Source organism: Streptomyces sp. NPDC052701 (assembly GCF_040678355.1).
Taxonomy (GTDB): Bacteria; Actinomycetota; Actinomycetes; order Streptomycetales; family Streptomycetaceae; genus Streptomyces.
In genome coordinates, this window is sequence record NZ_JBFATO010000008.1 from 26387 (window position 1) to 44470 (window position 18084).

The window sequence follows — 18084 nt, forward strand, 5'->3', positions numbered from 1 at the left end:
CCCGGCCAGGACTCGTCCGAGGCCGCCCGCCGGCCTGCGGCTGCCGGAAGGCCGACTTCACGCGTCGCCGTGCCCTCCCGCTACGAGCGGACACGGGCCGTCCCGGATCATGCCGTGCCGGCAGCCGCCGGGCCCGCCCCCCCGCGTGTACGGCAGCTGAGCGCACAGCGCCCTGCCCACCGGACCAGGACCGGAGTCTGGCAGAGCCTGCGCGGGCAGGGGGCCGACCGGGGCAACTGCTCACGAGAGCTGTAGAGCCATCAGCTTGGGAAGCTGCGATCGTTTACGACCACCTTGGGCACTGACCTGGGCGAAGGGCCGGGGTGCAGCTCTATCGGGCTCGGCTGCTTTCACCGCTGTTCCCCGCTCGGTCTGGTGCGCTTGTGGTGCGGCCGTGGTGCGTAGTCGCGGCCGCAGCCTGTACTTGTTGCTGAACCGCATCACAGCTCCACTCGAGCCTTCGTCTCCCGTCTCCCGACTCCCCTGCCTCAGTACAACGTGCGCCGGCCTGAACGGAAGGCTGTGAAGGGTCGGTTCCATGACCTTGAAGAATGCTTCGGCATCCGGTCCATCGGCGTAGAGCACGGCCTCGTCTCCACCGGACTCGTTCCCGTCGATCTCGCCAACTCCTGCCTCCTGGACCGCGGCCGTCATGGCCCGTTCCCCGTCCCGCCGAGTCTGCGTTGCCATGTGACCCGTGGTGGTAGTCGGCTTCCGGACGGGCGTGCACGGTCACGCGTGCAGGTGGGCCAGGAGTTCGCCCTCAGCCGGGTAGGGCCGCTCCTCGGGGAGCAGCCGGGTCGCCGCGTCCAGGTCGCCGTCGTTGACGAGTCCGTGGATCTCGCGGGCGAGCGGAGTTGCGTCGCGGATGCAGACCGTCCACTCGTCCGCGTAACGCTCCACGGCCTCACCGGAGAGTCCGAGTTGCAGCGAGCGGTGGGGCAGGGGCCGCAGGTGCAGATCGCGCTCCGGGTCCCACTGGACGCGGGCCGGCGAGCGCTTCAACCGGCGTTGCCAGGTGCTGCGGTCGGAGTGCAGCCCAGGGACGTAACTCGACAGGCACGCGTTGCGCAGGGCCCACTCGAAGCCGTCGCGGGTGATCTCGACGGCAAGAACCGTCTCCTGTCCCGGCTTCGTGCCCCAGCCGCAGCGGTACATCATCCACAAGAACGACGGCTTGGTCAGTTGACTGCACTAGCTCAGGCCACGGCTCGACTCCGTGACCTTGGTTCAAGAGCATGCGGGGGTGCATGAAGCTCCTTCGATTCATCGAGATCTGATTGACGGCCGGGTACGGCTGCCCCGGATGGGGGCGGTGGTAGAAGGCGAGTCGCCTTCGCTGCCGTGGCGGGTGGTAGATGCTGCTGGTCGGGAGATCGAGCCGGTCAGCAGTTACCTTCGGGACCGGATGCTGGGCGATGTCAGCCCGCTGACATGTCGCAGCTACGGCTTTGACCTGCTGCGCTGGTACCGAGTGCTCTGGGCACTGGATGTGGGCTGGGAGCAGGCCACCGAGGCGGAGACCGCCGCGTTGGTGGGCTGGCTCCGTCCGGCTCGCAACCCGCAGCGCCAGCGCCGGGCAGGTGGCCACCGGGCCGGGACGGTGAACCCGAAGACGGGCAAGTCGACGCTTCGGACCGGGTACGCGCCGGCGACCATCGCTCACAACCTTTCGGCAGTTCATGGCTTCTACGCCTTTCACCTGCACTTCGGCCGGGGTCCGGTGGTGAACCCGGTGCCTGAGAACAGGGCACGCCGTGCTGCGCTCGCGCACCTGTCGCCGATCGAGGCTCGCGCCGCGTACCGGCGAGGTCGGCTGCGGCCGAAGGTGCCTGCCCGGCAACCGCGGGCACTGCCCGATCACCAGTGGGACGAACTGTTCACGCAGATGAAGTGCGCACGGGACCGGGCATTGCTGTCCTGCTACGTCTCGTCTGGCGCCAGAGCCTCCGAACTGCTCGGGGTGGAACTCGGAGACGTCGACTGGACCAAGGGCCAGTTGTGGGTGATCTCCAAAGGCAGCCGGGCCCGACAACCGGTCCCGGTATCGCCCGAGGCCCTCGCCCACCTCGCCGCCTACCTGGAGGAGGCTGGGCTCCCGCCCGACGGCATGCCGCTCTGGCGCACCCGCCGCGGCCAGCTGAGACCGCTGACCTACTGGGCGGCCCGCCGCATCATCCAGCGCGCGGACGAAGCGATCGGGGCGAACTGGACGCTGCACGACCTGCGGCACACCGCCGCGACCCGACTCGCCCGCGACCCGGAGCTGACGCTGGTGGAGGTGCAGACGATCCTGCGACATGCCCATATCAGCACCACGGCCCTTTACACCGTGGTCGGACTGGACGACCTGGTGGACAAGCTCGCAGAGCACTACGCACGGCCGGTCCAGCCAGCCACGTGGCCGCAGCGATACGAGGCGAGCGACATCGAGGCGGTGTTCGGTGCCGGGCGCTAAAGTCGGCGACAGCCTGCGGCTTCAAGGCCCGACGACCAACCGGGTCCGCCGTCATGAGAGTGCCGAAGGCCGGGTGTCGACCGGAAACTTCGAGCCTATTGCCATCATTCCCGCCCCTCCGCCACGGCCGATGCGGCCGCCTCGCTCGCTTGGGGACTTCGCGACGGCCTCGGTGGAGGAGATCACCGAGGTGGTCATCGGGCACTTCCTGCCTGCCGGTTCCAAGACGTGGCGAGCACGTCAAGAAATGCAGGAGTTCCTCGGCTACCTGACCGGTTTTCCCGGAGATACCTGGCAGGAGCGTTGGGAAGCGGCCGGCCACGATGCGGGCATTCCCGTCGGCCGGGTCGCTGGGAACGACCGTGCCCTGAGTCGTCGGCTGAGCGCGGCGGCGGGCCGTTGCTTCGCCATGCGGTTGATCCGACCCACGCTGTTGGGCCTGCGATCCAACACCTTCACCCGCTACACCCCGTGGTTCCGCAGCGTCGCGAATGATCCGTGGCTGGAGGAGTTCTGCGAGCGGGTCGATCAGATGCCCGTCGGCTCCTCCCGTCGTGGCCGGGCGAAGTCCGACGTCTGCTACGCGTTGACGGTCTTCGGGATCGACCTGGACGGGCTCACGCCCGAGGCCCTGTTGCACTACGCCGTCGAATGCCGAGCCCATGCTCTGGCCGGGGAAGACGCCGAGTCGGGCACCTTCTCCGGCACACTGGCTTGGCCGGTGTTGCACGAGATGGGGCAGTTTCCGCGCTCCGCTCCGCGAACTCTGCGGGCTGCTGTCACCCGGGGCAGTTGTCGATCGAGAAAGCCGTAGACCGCCATCAGCTGCGCAATCGCGAGGTGCGGGACCTGTTGGTGGAGTACGTACGCCGCCGCTCCGCCGAGCTGGACTACTCGACCCTGCGGCACCTGATCACCCGCCTGTTCAAGACGTTCTGGAAGGTGATCGAGGAGATCAATCCTGAGCAGGCCGACCTGCGGCTGTCGGAGGAGACGTTCACACAGTGGAAGGAGAAGCTGCTGGTCCTGCCCGGCGGCAAGCCGCGCCTGGACATGGATGGCCCGCTGCTGGTGGTCCGGTCCCTCTACCTCGACCTGCACACCTGGTCCGTCGCCGAGCCCGAGCGGTGGGCGAAATGGGTCGCGCCCTGCCCGGTCCGGGACGCCGACCTGCGCCACTTCCAGCTGTGCCGGCGCCGCCTGAACGAACGGATCGCCAACCGCACGCGAGTCCGTCAGCCGCTGCTGCCGATCCTCTCCCAGCACGTCAACGACACCTGGCACCAGCGCAGAGAGCTGCTCAAGGCCGCGCAGAGCGTGAACCCCGGCGAAGAGTTCGTACACGACGGCACCACGTGGCTTCGGGTGTCCTGCAACGAGCGTCACAACCGGCCCCCGGTCCGTGTGGTCAACCGCACCACCGGCGACCTCGTACGCGTCTCCCAGGACGAGAACGCCGCGTTCTGGGAGTGGGCCGTCGTGGAGACACTCCGGCTGGCCGGCCTGCGCGCCGAGGAACTCACCGAACTGAGCCACCTCAGTGTCAGGCAGTACCAGCGCCCCAACGGCGAGGTTGTCGCGCTCCTGGTCATCAGCCCGTCCAAGAGCGACCGCGAACGCGTCATCCCCATGTCGGCCGAACTGTTCCATGTCATCGCACAAGTCATCCGCCGCCACCGCGAGGAACACGGCACCGTTCCGGTCTGCGCCCGATACGACCTGCACGAGAAGGTCTGGAGCGAGGAACTGCCCTACCTCTTCCAGACCGTCCACAGCGGCAGCCAGCGCGGCATGTCCAGCACCACGGTATGGCGCATCGTCCGACGCGCCTGCAATGAGCTGGCGACCACGCATCCGGAGTTCGCCAACGTGCACTTCGCCCCGCACGACTTCCGACGGCTGTTCGCCACCGAGCTGGTGAACAACGGCCTGCCCATTCACATCGGCGCCGCCCTGCTCGGGCACCTCGGCATCCGCACCACCCGCGGCTACGTCGCGGTCTTCGACGAGGACGTCATCAGCCACTACCACCAGTTCCTCGCCCGACGCCGAGCAGCACGGCCAACGGAGGAGTACCGAGAGCCCACCCGCGACGAGTGGGAGGACTTCCAGGAGCACTTCGACAAGCGCCGCGTCGAACTCGGCTCCTGCGGCCGTCCCTACGGCACCCCGTGCGCGCACGAACACGCCTGCATCCGCTGCCCGATGCTCAGCATCAACCCGAAGATGCTGCCCCGCCTCAACGAGCTGGAGGAGGACCTCCTCGCCCGCCGCAAACGAGCCGTCGAAGAGGACTGGCGAGGCGAGATCGAAGGGCTCGATCTGACGCTCACCTTCTTGCGGAGCAAGCGCGAGCAGGCCCGCCGCTTCCAGCGCAGCGATCCTGTCTCCCTCGGAATGCCTGCGATCCCCCATCAGAAACCCGAGGTCACAGACGGGTAAGCAGCACTGCGAACACCAGAAACGCGGCCTGGATGAGAATCAGGGGCATGGATGTTCCCAAGCTGCTGGAAGCCGCTTCCCTGCTCGTCCCCGAGGAAATCGCCACCGAGAACGACATCACGGTGGCCGACGTCTGGGAATACCTCACCCAGGACGAGTGGGAGGTGGCTCTCGGGCTGCTGGAGGAACTCGGAGACGTCCAACCGCTTCCACTCAGCTTCTGGGAAGCTCTGGCCACCGCAGCCGAGCAGATGCGGATGGAGAAGAGCGCGGCCTGGTGCCACTGGCGCTGCTACGAAACCCGCAACGGCATCATCCGGGCCGACCTCACCCTCCGCCCGGCCGCCGAGGCCCGCCGACAGACGCCCATCTCCGGCGCCGGTGTCCTGCGCCCGATGTGGAACATCGGAAATCGAACCCCGACCGGCAAACCTGCCCTCAACATTGCCATGCTCTGGGTTGAGTGCACGCCCTTCCTCGAACCTGGCGGGCGCGCCTCGGTGCGACTCGCGCCCCTTGACCCTCAGCAGTGGCAGCACCTTGAGCCCGGCCAGGTGATCACCATGCACGAGGACCGATCCGTGGCCGGGACGGCAGTCGTACTGGAGATTCAGCGACCTGCGGCCACGCCCACGGCATAAAGTCGAACGATCAGCAGCGCGGACCAGACTGTCTCCGCATGGGGAGCTACGCGCACGAGATCCAAGCAGACCGACGGCTGCTTCAAGATCGGTCCCGTTCGTTCCAGGCCGCGACACGCTAGAGTGCCCGTCGCACCACGGGAGGGGCACATGGCGGAGCAGAGTTGGCAGCTCAGACAGGGTGAGCGGCTGGTGGGAACCTTGGCCCTCGAAAGCGGCGACATGTTCTGGTCTGACTGTCGCTTCGAACCCGGCCCAGCTTGGGAAGGGCTTGCTCCCCTGTTTGCCGCGTCCCGTGATGCCTGGCGCTGTGGTGACGAGGATGCGGCCTTGGCCGCAGACGAGACGATCTACGCCCAAGACCTTGTCCTCGTTCCAGACAGCGGCGGAGCCCCGATCACGGAGTTCCTGATTCGGATCGAGGGGGAAGTCGCCCGATTCCGTCACTGATCCGACGCAGTCACGCTCCTTCGGACTTCTAACGCCCGCCTTGGTGCAGAGAAGATCCAGGTCATGCGGCTGCGCTTCCACGCGGCGGGAAACCGTCCTTCCTGGGCGGCGGGCAGGCCGAGCTCCGGAGAGTACGCCTGATAGACGGTGATCGTGGAGGCTCCATAGGCTGCGCGGATCTCACGGTGCGGTCGTTCCATGACGTACAGCGTCGGGCCGGCCGGTGAGGGCGGCCACTGATTTTTGACGCGCATCGACGGAGGGCCCGAGTACTTCGATCCCGACTCGCCCGAAGGCTCACCGGCCGAAGGACGGTGGTTCGAAGCAGGTACGCAGCGGACCGCCGTCCCCTACTCGTTCATGATTGGGGACCGGGCGGTGAGTTCGGCATCCACACGGATCGGTGGGTGCCCCTTCACGCGACCGTCGAGGGCTGGGTGGAGTCGCTCGCACTGGCCCACCACGCGGCCATGTGGGCGAAGCAGGTCGTCAAGGTCACCGGTGATGACGTCGACGTCCGTACGGGCAAGGTGGACGAGTTGGCCGGCCAGGCACTCCACTTCCGCCACCACCTGAGCGGGGATGCCGCCCGCCACGTGTGCGTGGTCGGGGTCGTACTCCCAGTGCCAGTCCGTGCTCACCGGGCCGGCAGACCGATGGCCGCGTGGGCTTCGTCCAGGATCCGCCCGATCTCGGAGGCGGCCCGGCGTGCCTGGAGGGCGTCGCCGGACTCGGCGGCGTCCCCCCAGCGGCGCGGGTCTGCTGCCAGGCGGGGCTGGCGCTAGAGGGCCCGTTGGGTGACGAATCGCTGGAGTGGCGCCAGGTCCGAGCCCTGCCGGGACTGGTCGGCCGCCTGGTCCAGCTCCCGGGTGCAGGCCGGCAGTGCGGCAGGTGCGATCTGACGGATGGCCTGACACGGTGCGGCGACCGTGGCAGAGGGCTGGGGGATGAGCGGTTGCCCGGCGGCGGAGGTGGTCATGGCTGCTCCCATGGGCATGATTCCGATCCCGGCGTCAGCGTATCGGGCATGAGTGCTCCTTCCGCCGTTTGAACGAGTGGGGGAGAAGCGATACGGCAACCGAGGTCGTCCCCTCGGACCCGATGAGGGCACGACCTCGATTGACGCCGGCGCGGGGCGACGCGTGTGGTTCCGGGCGGTCGCGCGTGCGGTGGGCGACTCCACGGCTGCCCGGCCCGCAGGGCGGTCTACCGATCCGTCGCTTCCGGAGCCGGTCGGGAGGACCCCGGCGTTGCCGTCACTTCGGGCGAGACGGGTTCAGCCGTCAGCCCTGGCGACACCGATGGGGCAGGACACCCCGGTCCCGCCGATCCCGCAGTACCCCGCCGGGTTCTTGTCCAGGTACTGCTGGTGGTACTCCTCCGCCGGGTAGAAGGGGCGGTCCTGTGCCGGGAGGATCTCCGTGGTGATCGAACCGTGGCCGGAGGACGTGAGGACCTTCTGGTAGGCCTCGCGGGAGGCTTCGGCGGCGGCGGCCTGCCCGGGGGTGTGGGTGTAGATCGCCGAGCGGTACTGCGTGCCCACGTCGTTGCCCTGGCGGAAGCCCTGCGTGGGGTCGTGGGACTCCCAGAAGGTCTTCAGGAGCCGGTCGTACGAGATCACCTCCGGGTCGTAGACCACGCGGACGACCTCGGTGTGACCGGTCAGGCCCGAGCAGACCTCCTCGTACGTGGGGTGCTCGGTGTAGCCGCCCTGGTAGCCCACCAGGGTGGTCCAGACACCGGCGGGGAGCTGCCAGAACTTGCGCTCGGCCCCCCAGAAGCAGCCCATGCCGAAGTCGGCGGTCTCCAGGCCCTCGGGGTAGGGGCCGAGCAGCGGGGTGCCGAGGACGGTGTGGCGGTCGGGGACCGGGAACGCCGGCTCCGGACGACCGGGCAGTGCCTGCTCGGGGGTCGGCAGCTGGGGTGTACGGCTGTACAGGAACATGCGGTCTCCAATCGGGGCGTCACCCACTGCGGGGCGACGTCCACGTCAACGTGCGCGCGCTCCCGGGAATTCCGGCCGGGGCCGCGCCCGGTCTGCCCTCAGAGCGACAGGTTCGCCGGGCTGCCGCCGTTCGCCTCGTAGCCCGCCACTGCCAGCGCCCGGTACACCGCGAACTCCGCGGCCGGGTCGGCGGACAGCGTCCAGGGCAGGGCGCCGACGTGGCCGTCGATGTGGATGAGCTGCTGCATGGCCTCCGCCCAGCGCTCGCTGCGCACCAGGAAGAAGACCAGCATGTGGCGCACGTGCGCCAGCATCGGGTCGTCGGGGCGGGCGGAGTGGACCGCGTGCAGCGCGCCGTGGATCGCCTTGGTGACGACCTCGCTCTGCCAGAAGCCGCTGACCAGGGTCACCTCGGGGAGGTGCTCGAAGACCGCGAAGAGGGGCATGGCCGCCAGCAGCGAGCCCTGCGGCGCGCGGGCCGCCGCGGCCTCCGCGAACGAGTACGCCAGCTGGCGCGAGCCGTGCCACTTCTCGCACCAGTAGTGCAGCGCGGCCAGGTGCGCTCCCATGTGGTCCGGGGCGCGGTCCAGGATCTTCAGCCAGAGCTGCTCGAATTCCTTCTGCGAGTAGGACAGCCCGCGGGCCACCGACAGCTCGACGATGTACGGGACCGGGTCGCCGGGGGCCAGCAGCGCCGCCTCGCCGCACGCCGCCCTCGCCTCCTCCATGATGATCCGGAACTCGTCCGTCCCGGGCGTCGCCGTCCGCCACGCCTGCTGCACCAGGAACTCGGCGTGCACCGCGGCGCCGCCCGCGTCCTTGGGGGCCTGCGCACGCCACACCCGCAGCCACTGCCCGCCCGGCGTCTCGCCGGCCCCGCCGGGCCGCTGCCGCAGCTCCAGCGAGGCGGCGCCCGCGAAGGCCTGCACGCGCTGCCAGCGCAGCTCGCCCCGCGCCTCCGTGCCGGCGAGGAGCTGCTGCGCCGCGCGGTGGTCCTGCGTGCGCTGCACCAGGTCCAGGACGTCCATCAGGTCCTGGTCGGGTCCGGGCATGCGGACGTCCAGCTCCTCCTCGCGGACGAAGCCGTAGTCCGCCGGGTCCGCGGCGTCCGGGTGGTCCGGCGAGACCAGTCCGACCGCGCCGCGCCCGCGCCGCATGAACGGCAGCAGCACGAAGCCGAGCATGACCAGCGCCATCAGGACCCACAGAATCTCCATGCCACAAGCGAACCAGACCACGCCGACAATTGGCCAACCTGGGCGGCTTCCCTGTGGAAAACCCGTGAGCGGCGGCCGCGGGAAGCGGCACCCGGGCCCCACCGCCCGTCACACGGTCCCCGGGCGCACTACCCTCGGGCCCATGAGCGACAGGCACATCAGTCAGCACTTCGAGACGCTCGCGATCCACGCGGGCAACACAGCCGACCCCCTGACCGGCGCGGTCGTCCCGCCGATCTACCAGGTGTCGACCTACAAGCAGGACGGCGTCGGCGGTCTGCGCGGCGGCTACGAGTACAGCCGCAGCGCCAACCCGACCCGCACCGCGCTGGAGGAGAACCTCGCCGCCCTGGAGGGCGGCCGCCGCGGCCTCGCCTTCGCGTCCGGGCTGGCGGCCGAGGACTGCCTGTTGCGTGCGCTGCTCAGCCCCGGCGACCACGTCGTGATCCCCAACGACGCGTACGGCGGCACGTTCCGCCTGTTCGCCAAGGTCGCGGCCCGCTGGGGCGTGGAGTGGTCGGTCGCCGACACGGGCGACCCCGCGGCCGTGCGGGCCGCCCTCACCCCGAAGACCAAGGCCGTGTGGGTGGAGACCCCCTCCAACCCGCTGCTCGGCATCACCGACATCGCCGCCGTCGCCCAGGTCGCCCGGGACGCGGGCGCCCGGCTCGTCGTCGACAACACCTTCGCCACGCCGTACCTGCAGCAGCCGCTGTCGCTCGGTGCGGACGTCGTCGTGCACTCCCTGACCAAGTACATGGGCGGCCACTCGGACGTGGTCGGCGGCGCGCTGGTCACCAGCGACCCGGAGCTGGGCGAGGAGCTGGCCTTCCACCAGAACGCCATGGGCGCGGTCGCCGGCCCCTTCGACTCCTGGCTGGTGCTGCGCGGCACCAAGACGCTCGCGGTGCGCATGGACCGGCACAGCGAGAACGCCGCGAAGGTCGCCGACCTGCTGACCCGGCACGCGCGCGTGACGAGCGTGCTGTACCCGGGGCTGCCCGAGCACCCCGGCCACGAGGTGGCCGCCAAGCAGATGAAGGCGTTCGGCGGCATGGTGTCCTTCCGGGTCGCGGGCGGCGAGGAGGCGGCCGTCGAGGTCTGCAACCGCGCCAAGGTGTTCACGCTCGGCGAGTCCCTGGGCGGTGTCGAGTCGCTGATCGAGCACCCGGGCCGCATGACGCACGCCTCCACGGCCGGCTCGCTCCTGGAGGTCCCCGGCGACCTGGTGCGCCTGTCCGTGGGCATCGAGAAGGTGGACGACCTGCTGGAGGACCTGCAGCAGGCGCTCGGCTAGGTCCCCGGCGGGGGACTCACCAGCCGGCCGGGGGCGGGGCCGTGCCCGGCGGCTGTGCCCAGGGGCGCGCCGTCAGCGCCCACACGGCGAACGCGACCGCCGCCGCGAGCGCCAGCGCCCACACCAGGCGGCGGGCGAGCGTCCTGCGCCGCAGGAGGCGGCGGCCGCGGCGCACCGCGTCCGCGTACAGCCCGGGCGGCACCGGCGGCGGCGTCCGCTCCAGCATCCGCCGCACGGCCGCCTCCGGGCGGGGCCGGCTCACACGGGTCTCCCGCCGGGCGGGGCGGCGGCCGGTCCGGCCGGGCCCCCGGGCCCGTACGGCCGCCTCACGGCGGCACCGCCCCGGCCGTCGGCGCCGCCGGGGCCGGCCCGCGCGGCGGGTGCAGCAGCGTCGCCGTGGCCCGGTGGCGGAGCACGCGCACCCGCTCCGGCGTCAGGCCGAGCAGGGCCGCCGTCTGCTCCTCGGCGACACCCTCGTGGAGCCCCAGGACGAGGACCAGGCGCTCCTGCGGGGCGAGCCGGGCCAGGACGCCCGCGGGGCGCGGGCGGGTCCGGCCGGGGCCGCCGTGGTGGTGCCGGGCACCGCGCGCGAAGCGCGTGACGAGGTACCGGCGGGCGCGGTCGTACGGGTCGTCGCCGCGCAGCCGGTCCCAGCACGCGTACGTGTGGGCCAGCGCCGTGGTCAGCAGGCGCCGCGCGCGGGGGTTGTCGTCCGGGGCCTCCGCGGTCAGCAGGGTGGCCGTGTGCAGCAGGCGCCCGCCCGCGCCCGCGACGAACGCCCGGAACTCGCGGTCCCGGAGGATGTCCCGGGACGCCTGCCGTCGTCGCACCGCGCCTCCCCTCCCCGAGGGTCACGCCGAGGATGCGGGTCCCGGCCGCATCCGGACCGCGTCGGCGCGTACGGCGCGGGGCCGGTCTCATATGAGGCCAGGGAAGGCCCGCCGGTCAAGAGCCGGGCGCCCCGCGCGTGCGGGGACGTGCGCGGCTCAGGACGGCGACTGGACTTCCGGGCCCGGCACGCCCTGCGCCGTCATGCGGGCGGACAGGGCGCTGTTGAAGCGGGTGAGGAGCGTGCAGAACGCCGCGCGCTCCTCCGGCGCCCAGTCCTGGGTCAGCTCGGCCATCAGCTGACGCCGCGAGGAGCGCACTTCCTCCAGCCGCGCCTGTCCGCGCGGGGACAGCTGGAGCACCACCGCCCGCCCGTCCTCCGGGTGCGAGGTGCGCTTGACGAACCCGGTGTCGACGAGCGGAGCCACCTGCCGGGTGACCGTCGACGAGTCGATCCCCATGCTCGCGGCCAGCGCCTTGACGCCCATCGGGCCTTCCTTGTCGAGACGGTTGAGCAGCAGGTAGGCGGCGCGGTCCATGGAGTTGCGCACCTGCCCGACACCGCCGAGCCGGGTCTGTTCGGCACGGCGGGCGAACACCGCCACCTCGTGCTGCAGCATGTCGAGAAGACCGGTGTCACCGACGGTCGTCATGTCCGTCGACATGTCGGGTGTTGTGGGCATGGCCGGGGGCTCACTTCGTGGAGGGCTGCTAATTGGGGGACAGGGTACGCGGCCGGGCGGCGGGGCGTACCGGCGCTGCGCAAAGCCGGTCCCGGAGGTTGGTCACAACGGCTCTTCCGGTGTGTGAACTGCGATGCTTGGGTCATGAGCTACAGCACGGCCGACTCCCCGCGGCGCGTCACCCTCGACGACGTGCGCGGCGCCCAGAAGATGCTCTCGGGCGTGGCGCGGACGACCGCGATGGAGGGCAGCAGGCACCTGTCCCAGCTGGTCGGCGCGCCGGTGCACCTCAAGTGCGAGAACCTCCAGCGGACGGGTTCGTTCAAACTGCGCGGCGCCTACGTCCGGATCGCCGGGCTGCTGCCCGAGGAGCGTGCCGCCGGGGTCGTCGCCGCCAGCGCCGGCAACCACGCGCAGGGCGTCGCGCTGGCGTCCTCCGTGCTCGGCGTGCGCTCCACGGTGTTCATGCCCAAGGGCGCCCCGCTGCCGAAGATCAGCGCGACCAGGGACTACGGCGCCGAGGTACGCCTGCACGGGCAGGTGGTCGACGAGACGCTGGCGGCGGCGCAGGAGTACGCGGCCGGGACGGGCGCGGTGTTCATCCACCCCTTCGACCACCCCGACGTCATCGCGGGCCAGGGCACGGTCGGCCTGGAGATCCTGGAGCAGTGCCCCGAGGTGCGCACGGTCGTCGTCGGGATCGGCGGGGGCGGGCTGGCGGCCGGGATCGCGGTCGCGGTGAAGGAGCTGCGGCCGGATGTGCGGATCGTCGGCGTGCAGGCGGAGGGCGCGGCGGCCTACCCGCCCTCGCTGGCGGCCGGACGGCCGGTGTCGCTCGGCAACCCGGCGACGATGGCCGACGGCATCAGGGTCGGGCGGCCCGGTGACGTGCCGTTCGGGATCGTCGGCGACCTGGTGGACGAGGTGCGCACGGTCAGCGAGGACGAGCTGTCCGCCGCGCTGCTGCTGTGCCTGGAGCGGGCCAAGCTGGTGGTCGAACCGGCCGGCGCCAGTCCGGTCGCGGCGCTGCTGAGCCGGCCCGGTTCCTTCGAGGGGCCGGTGGTGGCGGTGCTGTCCGGCGGCAACGTCGACCCGGTGCTGATGCAGCGCGTGCTGCGGCACGGCATGGCCGCGCAGGGCCGCTACCTGGCCGTCCGGCTGCGGCTGACGGACCGGCCGGGCGCCCTGGCGACGCTTCTGGGCGTGTTGTCGGTGGCCGACGCTAATGTCCTTGATGTGAGCCATGTACGGACCGACCCGCGGCTCGGGTTCACGGAGGCGGAGGTCGAGCTGCACCTGGAGACGAAGGGCCCGGCACACTGCGCGGAGGTCGACCAGGCCCTGCGCGAGGCGGGTTACACGGTCATCGTCTGAGGCCGGCCGCGGGGCCGGCCGCCGGGCTCCTGCCGCTCCTCGTGCGGAACCACCGGCCGCACGTCGATCGAGAAAGTCGATTGAGGAACGCGATACATCGCGTTATGGTGTGTCCGTATCGTACGTGCGAGCCGCATGGCAAGTCCGTCCCCGACGATGTGGAGACCCCTATGCCAGGCGCCATCCATGCCGAAGGCCTGGTGAAGACCTTCGGTGACGTAAGGGCTCTGGACGGCGTCGACCTCGACGTCCCCGAGGGCACGGTCCTCGGCCTGCTCGGGCCGAACGGCGCGGGCAAGACGACCGCCGTGCGCTGCCTGACCACCCTGCTGCGGCCCGACAGCGGCAAGGCGGTCGTCGCGGGCCTCGACGTGCTCAGACAGCCCGACGCCGTCCGCCGCTCCATCGGCCTGTCCGGCCAGTTCGCGGCGGTCGACGAGTACCTGACCGGCCGCGAGAACCTGCAGATGGTCGGCAGGCTCTACCAGATGAGGGCCAGGGCGGCCAAGGCGCGCGCGGCCGAGCTGCTGGAGCAGTTCCACCTCGCGGACGCCGCCGACCGCCCCGCCAGGACCTACTCCGGAGGCATGCGCCGCCGGCTCGACCTCGCGGCGGCCCTCCTCGTGTCGCCGCCCGTGATGTTCATGGACGAGCCGACGACCGGTCTCGACCCGCGCAACCGCCAGCAGCTGTGGGACGTCATCAAGCAGCTGGTCTCCGGCGGTACGACGCTGCTGCTGACCACCCAGTACCTGGAGGAGGCCGACCACCTCGCGCACGACATCGCGGTGGTCGACCGGGGCCGGGTCATCGCCGAGGGCACCTCCGACCAGCTCAAGGCCCGCACCGGCGGCGAGCGCGTCGAGGTCGTGGTGCACCGGCGCGAGCACATCCCGTCCGCCTCCGGGGTCCTGCGCGGTTTCGGCAAGGGCGACACCGCGGTCGAGGAGCACATGCGCAAGCTCACCGTGCCCGTGACCGGTGGCGCCAAGCTGCTCGCCGAGGTCATCCGCGAGCTCGACGCGCGCGGCATCGAGATCGACGACATCGGCCTGCGCCGCCCGACACTCGACGACGTCTTCCTCTCCCTGACCGGGCACACCGCCGAGACCGAGGGCGAGGAGAACGGCGTACAACAGGACGGCGCGGGACCCCGGCACAGGAAGGAGGCCGCGCAGTGAATGCCGCCACCGACGCCGTGCCGGCCACGGCGTCCACCCACCCCGTCAGCCGGTCGATCCGGGACTCGCTGGTCGTCGCCGAGCGCAACCTGATCCGGATGTCCAGGATCCCCGAGATGGTCATCTTCGGGCTCATCCAGCCGATCATGTTCGTGGTGCTGTTCAGCTACGTCTTCGGCGGATCCATGAACATCGGCGGCACCACCGACCCCTCGGTCTACCGCGAGTTCCTGATGGCCGGCATCTTCGCGCAGACCGTCACCTTCGCCACCGCCGGGGCGGGCGCGGGCATCGCCGACGACATGCACAAGGGGCTCATCGACCGTTTCCGCTCGCTGCCCATGGCGCGCGGCGCGGTGCTGACCGGGCGGACGCTCGCCGACCTGGTGCAGACGGCCCTGACCCTGTTCGTGCTGGCGATGGTCGCCCTGCTGGTCGGCTGGCGCACCCACACCAGCGCCGGCGAGGTGCTGGCCGCCTTCGGGCTGCTGCTGCTGACCGGCTACGCGTTCACCTGGATCGGCGCGGTGATCGGCCTGTCCGTGCGCACACCGGAGGCCGCGACTTCGGGAGGTCTGATCTGGCTGTTCCCTGTCACCTTCGTCTCCAACGCGTTCGTGGACTCCCAGCAGATGACCCCCTGGCTGCGGCACGTCGCCGAGTGGAACCCCTTCAGCGCCACCGTCCAGGCCTGCCGGGAACTCTTCGGCAACCCCGGCGTCTCGCCCTCGGACGCCTGGCCCATGCAGCACCCGGTGTGGGCCTCGCTGGTCTACTCGGTGCTGATCGTCCTCGTCTTCAGGACGCTGGCGGTGCGCAAGTACCGCTCGGCGGCATGACGAGGCCCCCGGCACCGTCAGGTGAGCCGGGGGCCCGTCGGGGCGTGCGGACCGGGGTCAGCCGTTGTAGGGCTCGGCCTTGAGGATCCGCACGGAGGCCTTCTTGCCGTTGGGCAGCTCGTACTCCGCGTCCTCGCCGACCTTGTGGCCGATCACGCCGGTGCCCAGCGGGGACTGCGGCGAGTACGTCTCGATGTCGGCGCTCGCGTACTCGCGGGAGGCGAGCAGGAAGGTCAGCGTGTCGTCCTCGTCACCGTCGAAGGCGATCGTCACGACCATGCCGGGCGCCACCGCGCCGTCGGCCGCCGGCGGCTCGCCGACCTTGGCGTTCTCGAGGAGCTGGGTGAGCTGGCGCACACGGAGCTCCTGCTTGCCCTGCTCCTCCTTGGCCGCGTGGTACCCGCCGTTCTCACGCAGGTCGCCCTCCTCGCGCGCAGCGGCGATCTTGGCGGCGATCTCCGTGCGCGCGGGACCAGTAAGGTACGCAAGCTCGTCCTTGAGCTTGTTGTACGCCTCCTGGGTCAGCCAGGTGACGTTCTCGCTGGTCTGGGTCACAGGTGCTCCTCGTAGGTACTGGGAAGACAAAGCATCGCCCTACCCGGAAGGATGTTCCCTCATGGATGGGCGAAACCACGAGCCTAACAATTGGGAGGCCCAAGGGGGAGGACATAAGCCATGAGAATTACATCAACGCAGGTCAGAGGCTACGTATTCCCGGCGATGTCCGGATGTCCGGATGTCCGGATGCCCTCGGCCGGCTGTCCCTCCGTCGGTCCGGTCGGCCCGGTCGGCTCAGTCGGCGTGGCAGCCGAGCAGCTGGGCGGTCGTGCCCGGAGAGGTCGTACGGAGCGTGACGACCTTGTCGATGCGCGTGGCGTCCCCCTCGAAGCGGAAGTCGGCCCGGCCGACCTCGGCGCCGTTCTCGGCCTGGGAGCGCAGGGTGCAGTAGCCGTCGGCGCCGGCGTCCTTGCGGACCTCCAGGTGCACCCGCACCGACCGCTCGCCCAGCTCGAAGCTGATCACCTCGGCGCTGATCCGGTTCTTGCCGACGTAGTGGTAGCCGAACCAGCCGACCAGTGCGAGCAGGGCCACGGCCAGCACCGCGCCGACGGTCCGGAGCGTGCGGTCGGCGCGCTCGTCCGAGGAACGGCCGTAACGGCCCGCGGGCCGTCGCGTGCTCGCCGTACTCATGATCGTCCTCTCGACCGGGGCGGGACAGGTGTCCCGAAAGGGGCCCCGGAGCATGATCCCGGAATTATTCGCCCCCCGATTCGGTCACTATAGAAGCCGCCGACCGCGCCGAGGCACACAGGGCGCCGACCGACTTGAGGAATGAGTCTTGACTGACCAGCTGCGACTGATGGCCGTCCACGCCCACCCCGACGACGAGTCGAGCAAGGGCGCGGCCACCATGGCCAAGTACGTGTCCGAGGGGGTGGACGTGCTGGTGGTGACCTGCACGGGCGGGGAACGCGGCTCCATCCTCAACCCCAAGCTGCAGGGCGACAAGTACATCGAGGAACACATCCACGAGGTACGCAAGAAGGAGATGGACGAGGCCCGCGAGATCCTCGGCGTCAGGCAGGAGTGGCTCGGCTTCGTCGACTCCGGCCTGCCCGAGGGCGACCCGCTGCCGCCGCTGCCGGAGGGCTGCTTCGCCCTGGAGGACGTCGACAAGGCGGCCGGCGAGCTGGTGAGGAGGATCCGCTCCTTCCGTCCCCAGGTGATCACCACCTACGACGAGAACGGCGGCTACCCGCACCCCGACCACATCATGACCCACAAGATCTCGATGGTGGCGTTCGAGGGCGCGGCGGACACCGCGAAGTACCCGGAGGACGAGTTCGGCCCGGCCTACCAGCCGCTGAAGCTGTACTACAACCAGGGCTTCAACCGGCCCCGCACCGAGGCGCTGCACCAGGCGATGCTGGACCGCGGACTGGAGTCGCCGTACGGGGAGTGGCTCAAGCGCTGGGACGAGTCCGGCCACAAGGACCGCACGCTCACCACGCACATCCCGTGCGCGGACTTCTTCGAGATCCGCGACAAGGCGCTGATCGCGCACGCCACGCAGATCGACCCCGACGGGGGATGGTTCCGGGTGCCGATGGAGATCCAGAAGGAGGTCTGGCCGACGGAGGAGTACGAGCTGGCGAAGTCCCTCGTCGATACCTCCCTCCCCGAGGACGACCTCTTTGCGGGCATCCGCGACAATGCCTGACATGAGCGCAAGCGCAAGCCTGGCAATGACACACCTCGTCACCCTCGCCAAGGAGGTCGACGAGGACAAGGTCACCCCCGGCGTCCTCGGCTTCATCGTCTTCGCGGTGATGGCCCTGGCGGTGTGGGGCCTGATGAAGTCGATGAACCGGCACATGGGCAGGGTCGACTTCACCGAGGCCCCGGACCCGCAGGGGGAGCCGGCGGGGGCCGCCGGGCCCGGGAAGGACGCCGGGGCCTCCGGCGGCGCGGGCGGGCCGCGGCGCGGCTGACGGTCCCGCGCGGACGGACCGCCGCCCGTCGGCGGGGCGTCCGCCGACAGGGCCTCCGCCGGTGGGCCCGCGGCGGCGCGAGGGGCCGGCCGGGACACCGGGCGGCCGGAGGGACGGCCGCCGTGCCGTGCGCCGGCGGGAGCCCGCCGGCACGGCCCGCACCGGCGGGGCCCGGCCCTCGCCCGGTGCCCCTCCCGCACCTCGCGCCGGTTCGTGCGCCTTTCCCGCATCTCGCGG

20 protein-coding genes and 2 pseudogenes are annotated in these 18084 nt (G+C 70.7%); 11 read left to right on the forward strand and 11 right to left on the reverse strand.

Features of this window, described 5'->3' with window-relative positions; genetic code table 11:
- Window positions 1–732: 732 nt before the first annotated feature.
- Complete coding sequence (locus AB0L29_RS12160; RefSeq protein WP_365826370.1) at window positions 733–1185, reverse strand: DUF4291 domain-containing protein; 453 nt, start codon at window positions 1183–1185, stop codon at window positions 733–735.
- Window positions 1186–1408: 223 nt separating this feature from the next.
- On the opposite strand from AB0L29_RS12160, the gene AB0L29_RS12165 reads away from it, so the two are divergent.
- The 5 genes from AB0L29_RS12165 to AB0L29_RS12185 all read left to right on the forward strand — a co-directional run bounded on the left by AB0L29_RS12165 (window position 1409) and on the right by AB0L29_RS12185 (window position 5991).
- Window positions 1409–2458, forward strand: coding sequence for a tyrosine-type recombinase/integrase (locus AB0L29_RS12165; protein WP_365826372.1), 1050 nt, complete (start codon window positions 1409–1411; stop codon window positions 2456–2458).
- 172 nt (window positions 2459–2630) lie between these two features.
- Window positions 2631–3272 carry a hypothetical protein gene (locus tag AB0L29_RS12170; protein WP_365826058.1) on the forward strand — a complete coding sequence of 214 codons (642 nt, stop codon included), beginning with the start codon at window positions 2631–2633 and terminating at the stop codon, window positions 3270–3272.
- Entirely contained in the window at window positions 3251–4900 is a 1650-nt protein-coding gene (locus AB0L29_RS12175) for a site-specific integrase (protein ID WP_365826060.1), read from the forward strand. The genes AB0L29_RS12170 and AB0L29_RS12175 overlap by 22 nt, the downstream gene beginning before the upstream one ends.
- A 47-nt stretch (window positions 4901–4947) precedes the next feature.
- Window positions 4948–5541, forward strand: a complete 594-nt coding sequence (locus AB0L29_RS12180; protein WP_365826062.1) for a hypothetical protein — start codon at window positions 4948–4950, stop codon at window positions 5539–5541.
- Between the two features lie 150 nt (window positions 5542–5691).
- Window positions 5692–5991, forward strand: coding sequence for a hypothetical protein (locus AB0L29_RS12185; RefSeq protein ID WP_365826064.1), 300 nt, complete (start codon window positions 5692–5694; stop codon window positions 5989–5991).
- A gap of 53 nt (window positions 5992–6044) precedes the next feature.
- Here the strand turns inward: AB0L29_RS12185 and AB0L29_RS12190 are convergent.
- The 5 genes and pseudogenes from AB0L29_RS12190 to AB0L29_RS12210 form a co-directional block, all read right to left on the reverse strand.
- Window positions 6045–6191, reverse strand: a pseudogene (locus AB0L29_RS12190) (DUF4291 family protein); the annotation flags it as partial.
- A gap of 150 nt (window positions 6192–6341) precedes the next feature.
- Window positions 6342–6632 (reverse strand): hypothetical protein, encoded by a 291-nt coding sequence (locus tag AB0L29_RS12195; RefSeq protein ID WP_365826066.1) that lies wholly within the window; start codon window positions 6630–6632, stop codon window positions 6342–6344.
- Window positions 6629–6970 (reverse strand): annotated as a pseudogene (locus AB0L29_RS12200) (hypothetical protein). The gene AB0L29_RS12195 and the pseudogene AB0L29_RS12200 overlap by 4 nt, the downstream one beginning before the upstream one ends.
- A gap of 297 nt (window positions 6971–7267) precedes the next feature.
- Window positions 7268–7936, reverse strand: a complete 669-nt coding sequence (gene msrA, locus AB0L29_RS12205) for a peptide-methionine (S)-S-oxide reductase MsrA (RefSeq protein WP_365826068.1) — start codon at window positions 7934–7936, stop codon at window positions 7268–7270.
- Between the two features lie 98 nt (window positions 7937–8034).
- Window positions 8035–9153, reverse strand: a complete 1119-nt coding sequence (locus tag AB0L29_RS12210; RefSeq protein WP_365826070.1) for a hypothetical protein — start codon at window positions 9151–9153, stop codon at window positions 8035–8037.
- Window positions 9154–9295: 142 nt separating this feature from the next.
- Between AB0L29_RS12210 and AB0L29_RS12215 the strand changes: the two genes are divergently transcribed.
- Entirely contained in the window at window positions 9296–10450 is a 1155-nt protein-coding gene (locus tag AB0L29_RS12215; RefSeq protein WP_365826072.1) for a cystathionine gamma-synthase, read from the forward strand.
- A gap of 16 nt (window positions 10451–10466) precedes the next feature.
- On the opposite strand, the gene AB0L29_RS12220 is transcribed toward AB0L29_RS12215, so the two are convergent.
- From AB0L29_RS12220 to AB0L29_RS12230, 3 genes are all read right to left on the reverse strand, one after another.
- Window positions 10467–10712: a hypothetical protein gene (locus tag AB0L29_RS12220; protein ID WP_365826074.1), complete on the reverse strand. Its 246-nt coding sequence runs from the start codon at window positions 10710–10712 to the stop codon at window positions 10467–10469.
- A gap of 64 nt (window positions 10713–10776) precedes the next feature.
- Window positions 10777–11280, reverse strand: coding sequence for a sigma factor-like helix-turn-helix DNA-binding protein (locus AB0L29_RS12225; RefSeq protein WP_365826076.1), 504 nt, complete (start codon window positions 11278–11280; stop codon window positions 10777–10779).
- A 156-nt stretch (window positions 11281–11436) separates the two neighbouring features.
- Window positions 11437–11943, reverse strand: a complete 507-nt coding sequence (locus AB0L29_RS12230) for a MarR family transcriptional regulator (RefSeq protein WP_365826374.1) — start codon at window positions 11941–11943, stop codon at window positions 11437–11439.
- A gap of 162 nt (window positions 11944–12105) precedes the next feature.
- Between AB0L29_RS12230 and ilvA the strand changes: the two genes are divergently transcribed.
- The 3 genes from ilvA to AB0L29_RS12245 all read left to right on the forward strand — a co-directional run bounded on the left by ilvA (window position 12106) and on the right by AB0L29_RS12245 (window position 15355).
- Window positions 12106–13335 (forward strand): threonine ammonia-lyase, encoded by a 1230-nt coding sequence (gene ilvA, locus AB0L29_RS12235; RefSeq protein ID WP_365826078.1) that lies wholly within the window; start codon window positions 12106–12108, stop codon window positions 13333–13335.
- A gap of 170 nt (window positions 13336–13505) precedes the next feature.
- Window positions 13506–14516 (forward strand): ATP-binding cassette domain-containing protein, encoded by a 1011-nt coding sequence (locus AB0L29_RS12240; RefSeq protein ID WP_365826080.1) that lies wholly within the window; start codon window positions 13506–13508, stop codon window positions 14514–14516.
- A complete protein-coding gene (locus AB0L29_RS12245) occupies window positions 14513–15355 on the forward strand; it encodes an ABC transporter permease (RefSeq protein ID WP_365826082.1) in 843 nt (280 codons plus the stop codon). Before AB0L29_RS12240 ends, AB0L29_RS12245 begins: the two co-directional genes overlap by 4 nt.
- A gap of 57 nt (window positions 15356–15412) precedes the next feature.
- Here the strand turns inward: AB0L29_RS12245 and greA are convergent, their stop codons facing one another.
- Window positions 15413–15910 carry a transcription elongation factor GreA gene (greA, locus tag AB0L29_RS12250; protein ID WP_365826083.1) on the reverse strand — a complete coding sequence of 166 codons (498 nt, stop codon included), beginning with the start codon at window positions 15908–15910 and terminating at the stop codon, window positions 15413–15415.
- A gap of 237 nt (window positions 15911–16147) precedes the next feature.
- Window positions 16148–16546, reverse strand: a complete 399-nt coding sequence (locus tag AB0L29_RS12255) for a DUF4307 domain-containing protein (RefSeq protein ID WP_365826085.1) — start codon at window positions 16544–16546, stop codon at window positions 16148–16150.
- 169 nt (window positions 16547–16715) lie between these two features.
- Between AB0L29_RS12255 and mca the strand changes: the two genes are divergently transcribed.
- Together mca and AB0L29_RS12265 are read left to right on the forward strand one after the other, a co-directional pair.
- Window positions 16716–17576 carry a mycothiol conjugate amidase Mca gene (mca, locus tag AB0L29_RS12260; protein ID WP_365826376.1) on the forward strand — a complete coding sequence of 287 codons (861 nt, stop codon included), beginning with the start codon at window positions 16716–16718 and terminating at the stop codon, window positions 17574–17576.
- Window positions 17569–17847 carry a hypothetical protein gene (locus AB0L29_RS12265; RefSeq protein WP_365826087.1) on the forward strand — a complete coding sequence of 93 codons (279 nt, stop codon included), beginning with the start codon at window positions 17569–17571 and terminating at the stop codon, window positions 17845–17847. Before mca ends, AB0L29_RS12265 begins: the two co-directional genes overlap by 8 nt.
- Window positions 17848–18084: the final 237 nt, after the last annotated feature.

What these genes read in the sequence shown, in the direction of transcription:
- AB0L29_RS12185 (WP_365826064.1), top strand. Translation starts at nt 5,692, where the DNA reads ATGGCGGAGCAGAGTTGGCAGCTCAGACAGGGTGAGCGGCTGGTGGGA.
- AB0L29_RS12180 (WP_365826062.1), top strand. Translation starts at nt 4,948, where the DNA reads ATGGATGTTCCCAAGCTGCTGGAAGCCGCTTCCCTGCTCGTCCCCGAG.
- AB0L29_RS12210 (WP_365826070.1), bottom strand. Translation starts at nt 9,153, where the DNA reads ATGGAGATTCTGTGGGTCCTGATGGCGCTGGTCATGCTCGGCTTCGTG.
- msrA (WP_365826068.1), bottom strand. Translation starts at nt 7,936, where the DNA reads ATGTTCCTGTACAGCCGTACACCCCAGCTGCCGACCCCCGAGCAGGCA.
- ilvA (WP_365826078.1), top strand. Translation starts at nt 12,106, where the DNA reads ATGAGCTACAGCACGGCCGACTCCCCGCGGCGCGTCACCCTCGACGAC.
- AB0L29_RS12265 (WP_365826087.1), top strand. Translation starts at nt 17,569, where the DNA reads ATGCCTGACATGAGCGCAAGCGCAAGCCTGGCAATGACACACCTCGTC.
- AB0L29_RS12240 (WP_365826080.1), top strand. Translation starts at nt 13,506, where the DNA reads ATGCCAGGCGCCATCCATGCCGAAGGCCTGGTGAAGACCTTCGGTGAC.
- AB0L29_RS12230 (WP_365826374.1), bottom strand. Translation starts at nt 11,943, where the DNA reads ATGTCGACGGACATGACGACCGTCGGTGACACCGGTCTTCTCGACATG.
- AB0L29_RS12165 (WP_365826372.1), top strand. Translation starts at nt 1,409, where the DNA reads ATGCTGGGCGATGTCAGCCCGCTGACATGTCGCAGCTACGGCTTTGAC.
- AB0L29_RS12215 (WP_365826072.1), top strand. Translation starts at nt 9,296, where the DNA reads ATGAGCGACAGGCACATCAGTCAGCACTTCGAGACGCTCGCGATCCAC.
- mca (WP_365826376.1), top strand. Translation starts at nt 16,716, where the DNA reads ATGGCCGTCCACGCCCACCCCGACGACGAGTCGAGCAAGGGCGCGGCC.
- AB0L29_RS12255 (WP_365826085.1), bottom strand. Translation starts at nt 16,546, where the DNA reads ATGAGTACGGCGAGCACGCGACGGCCCGCGGGCCGTTACGGCCGTTCC.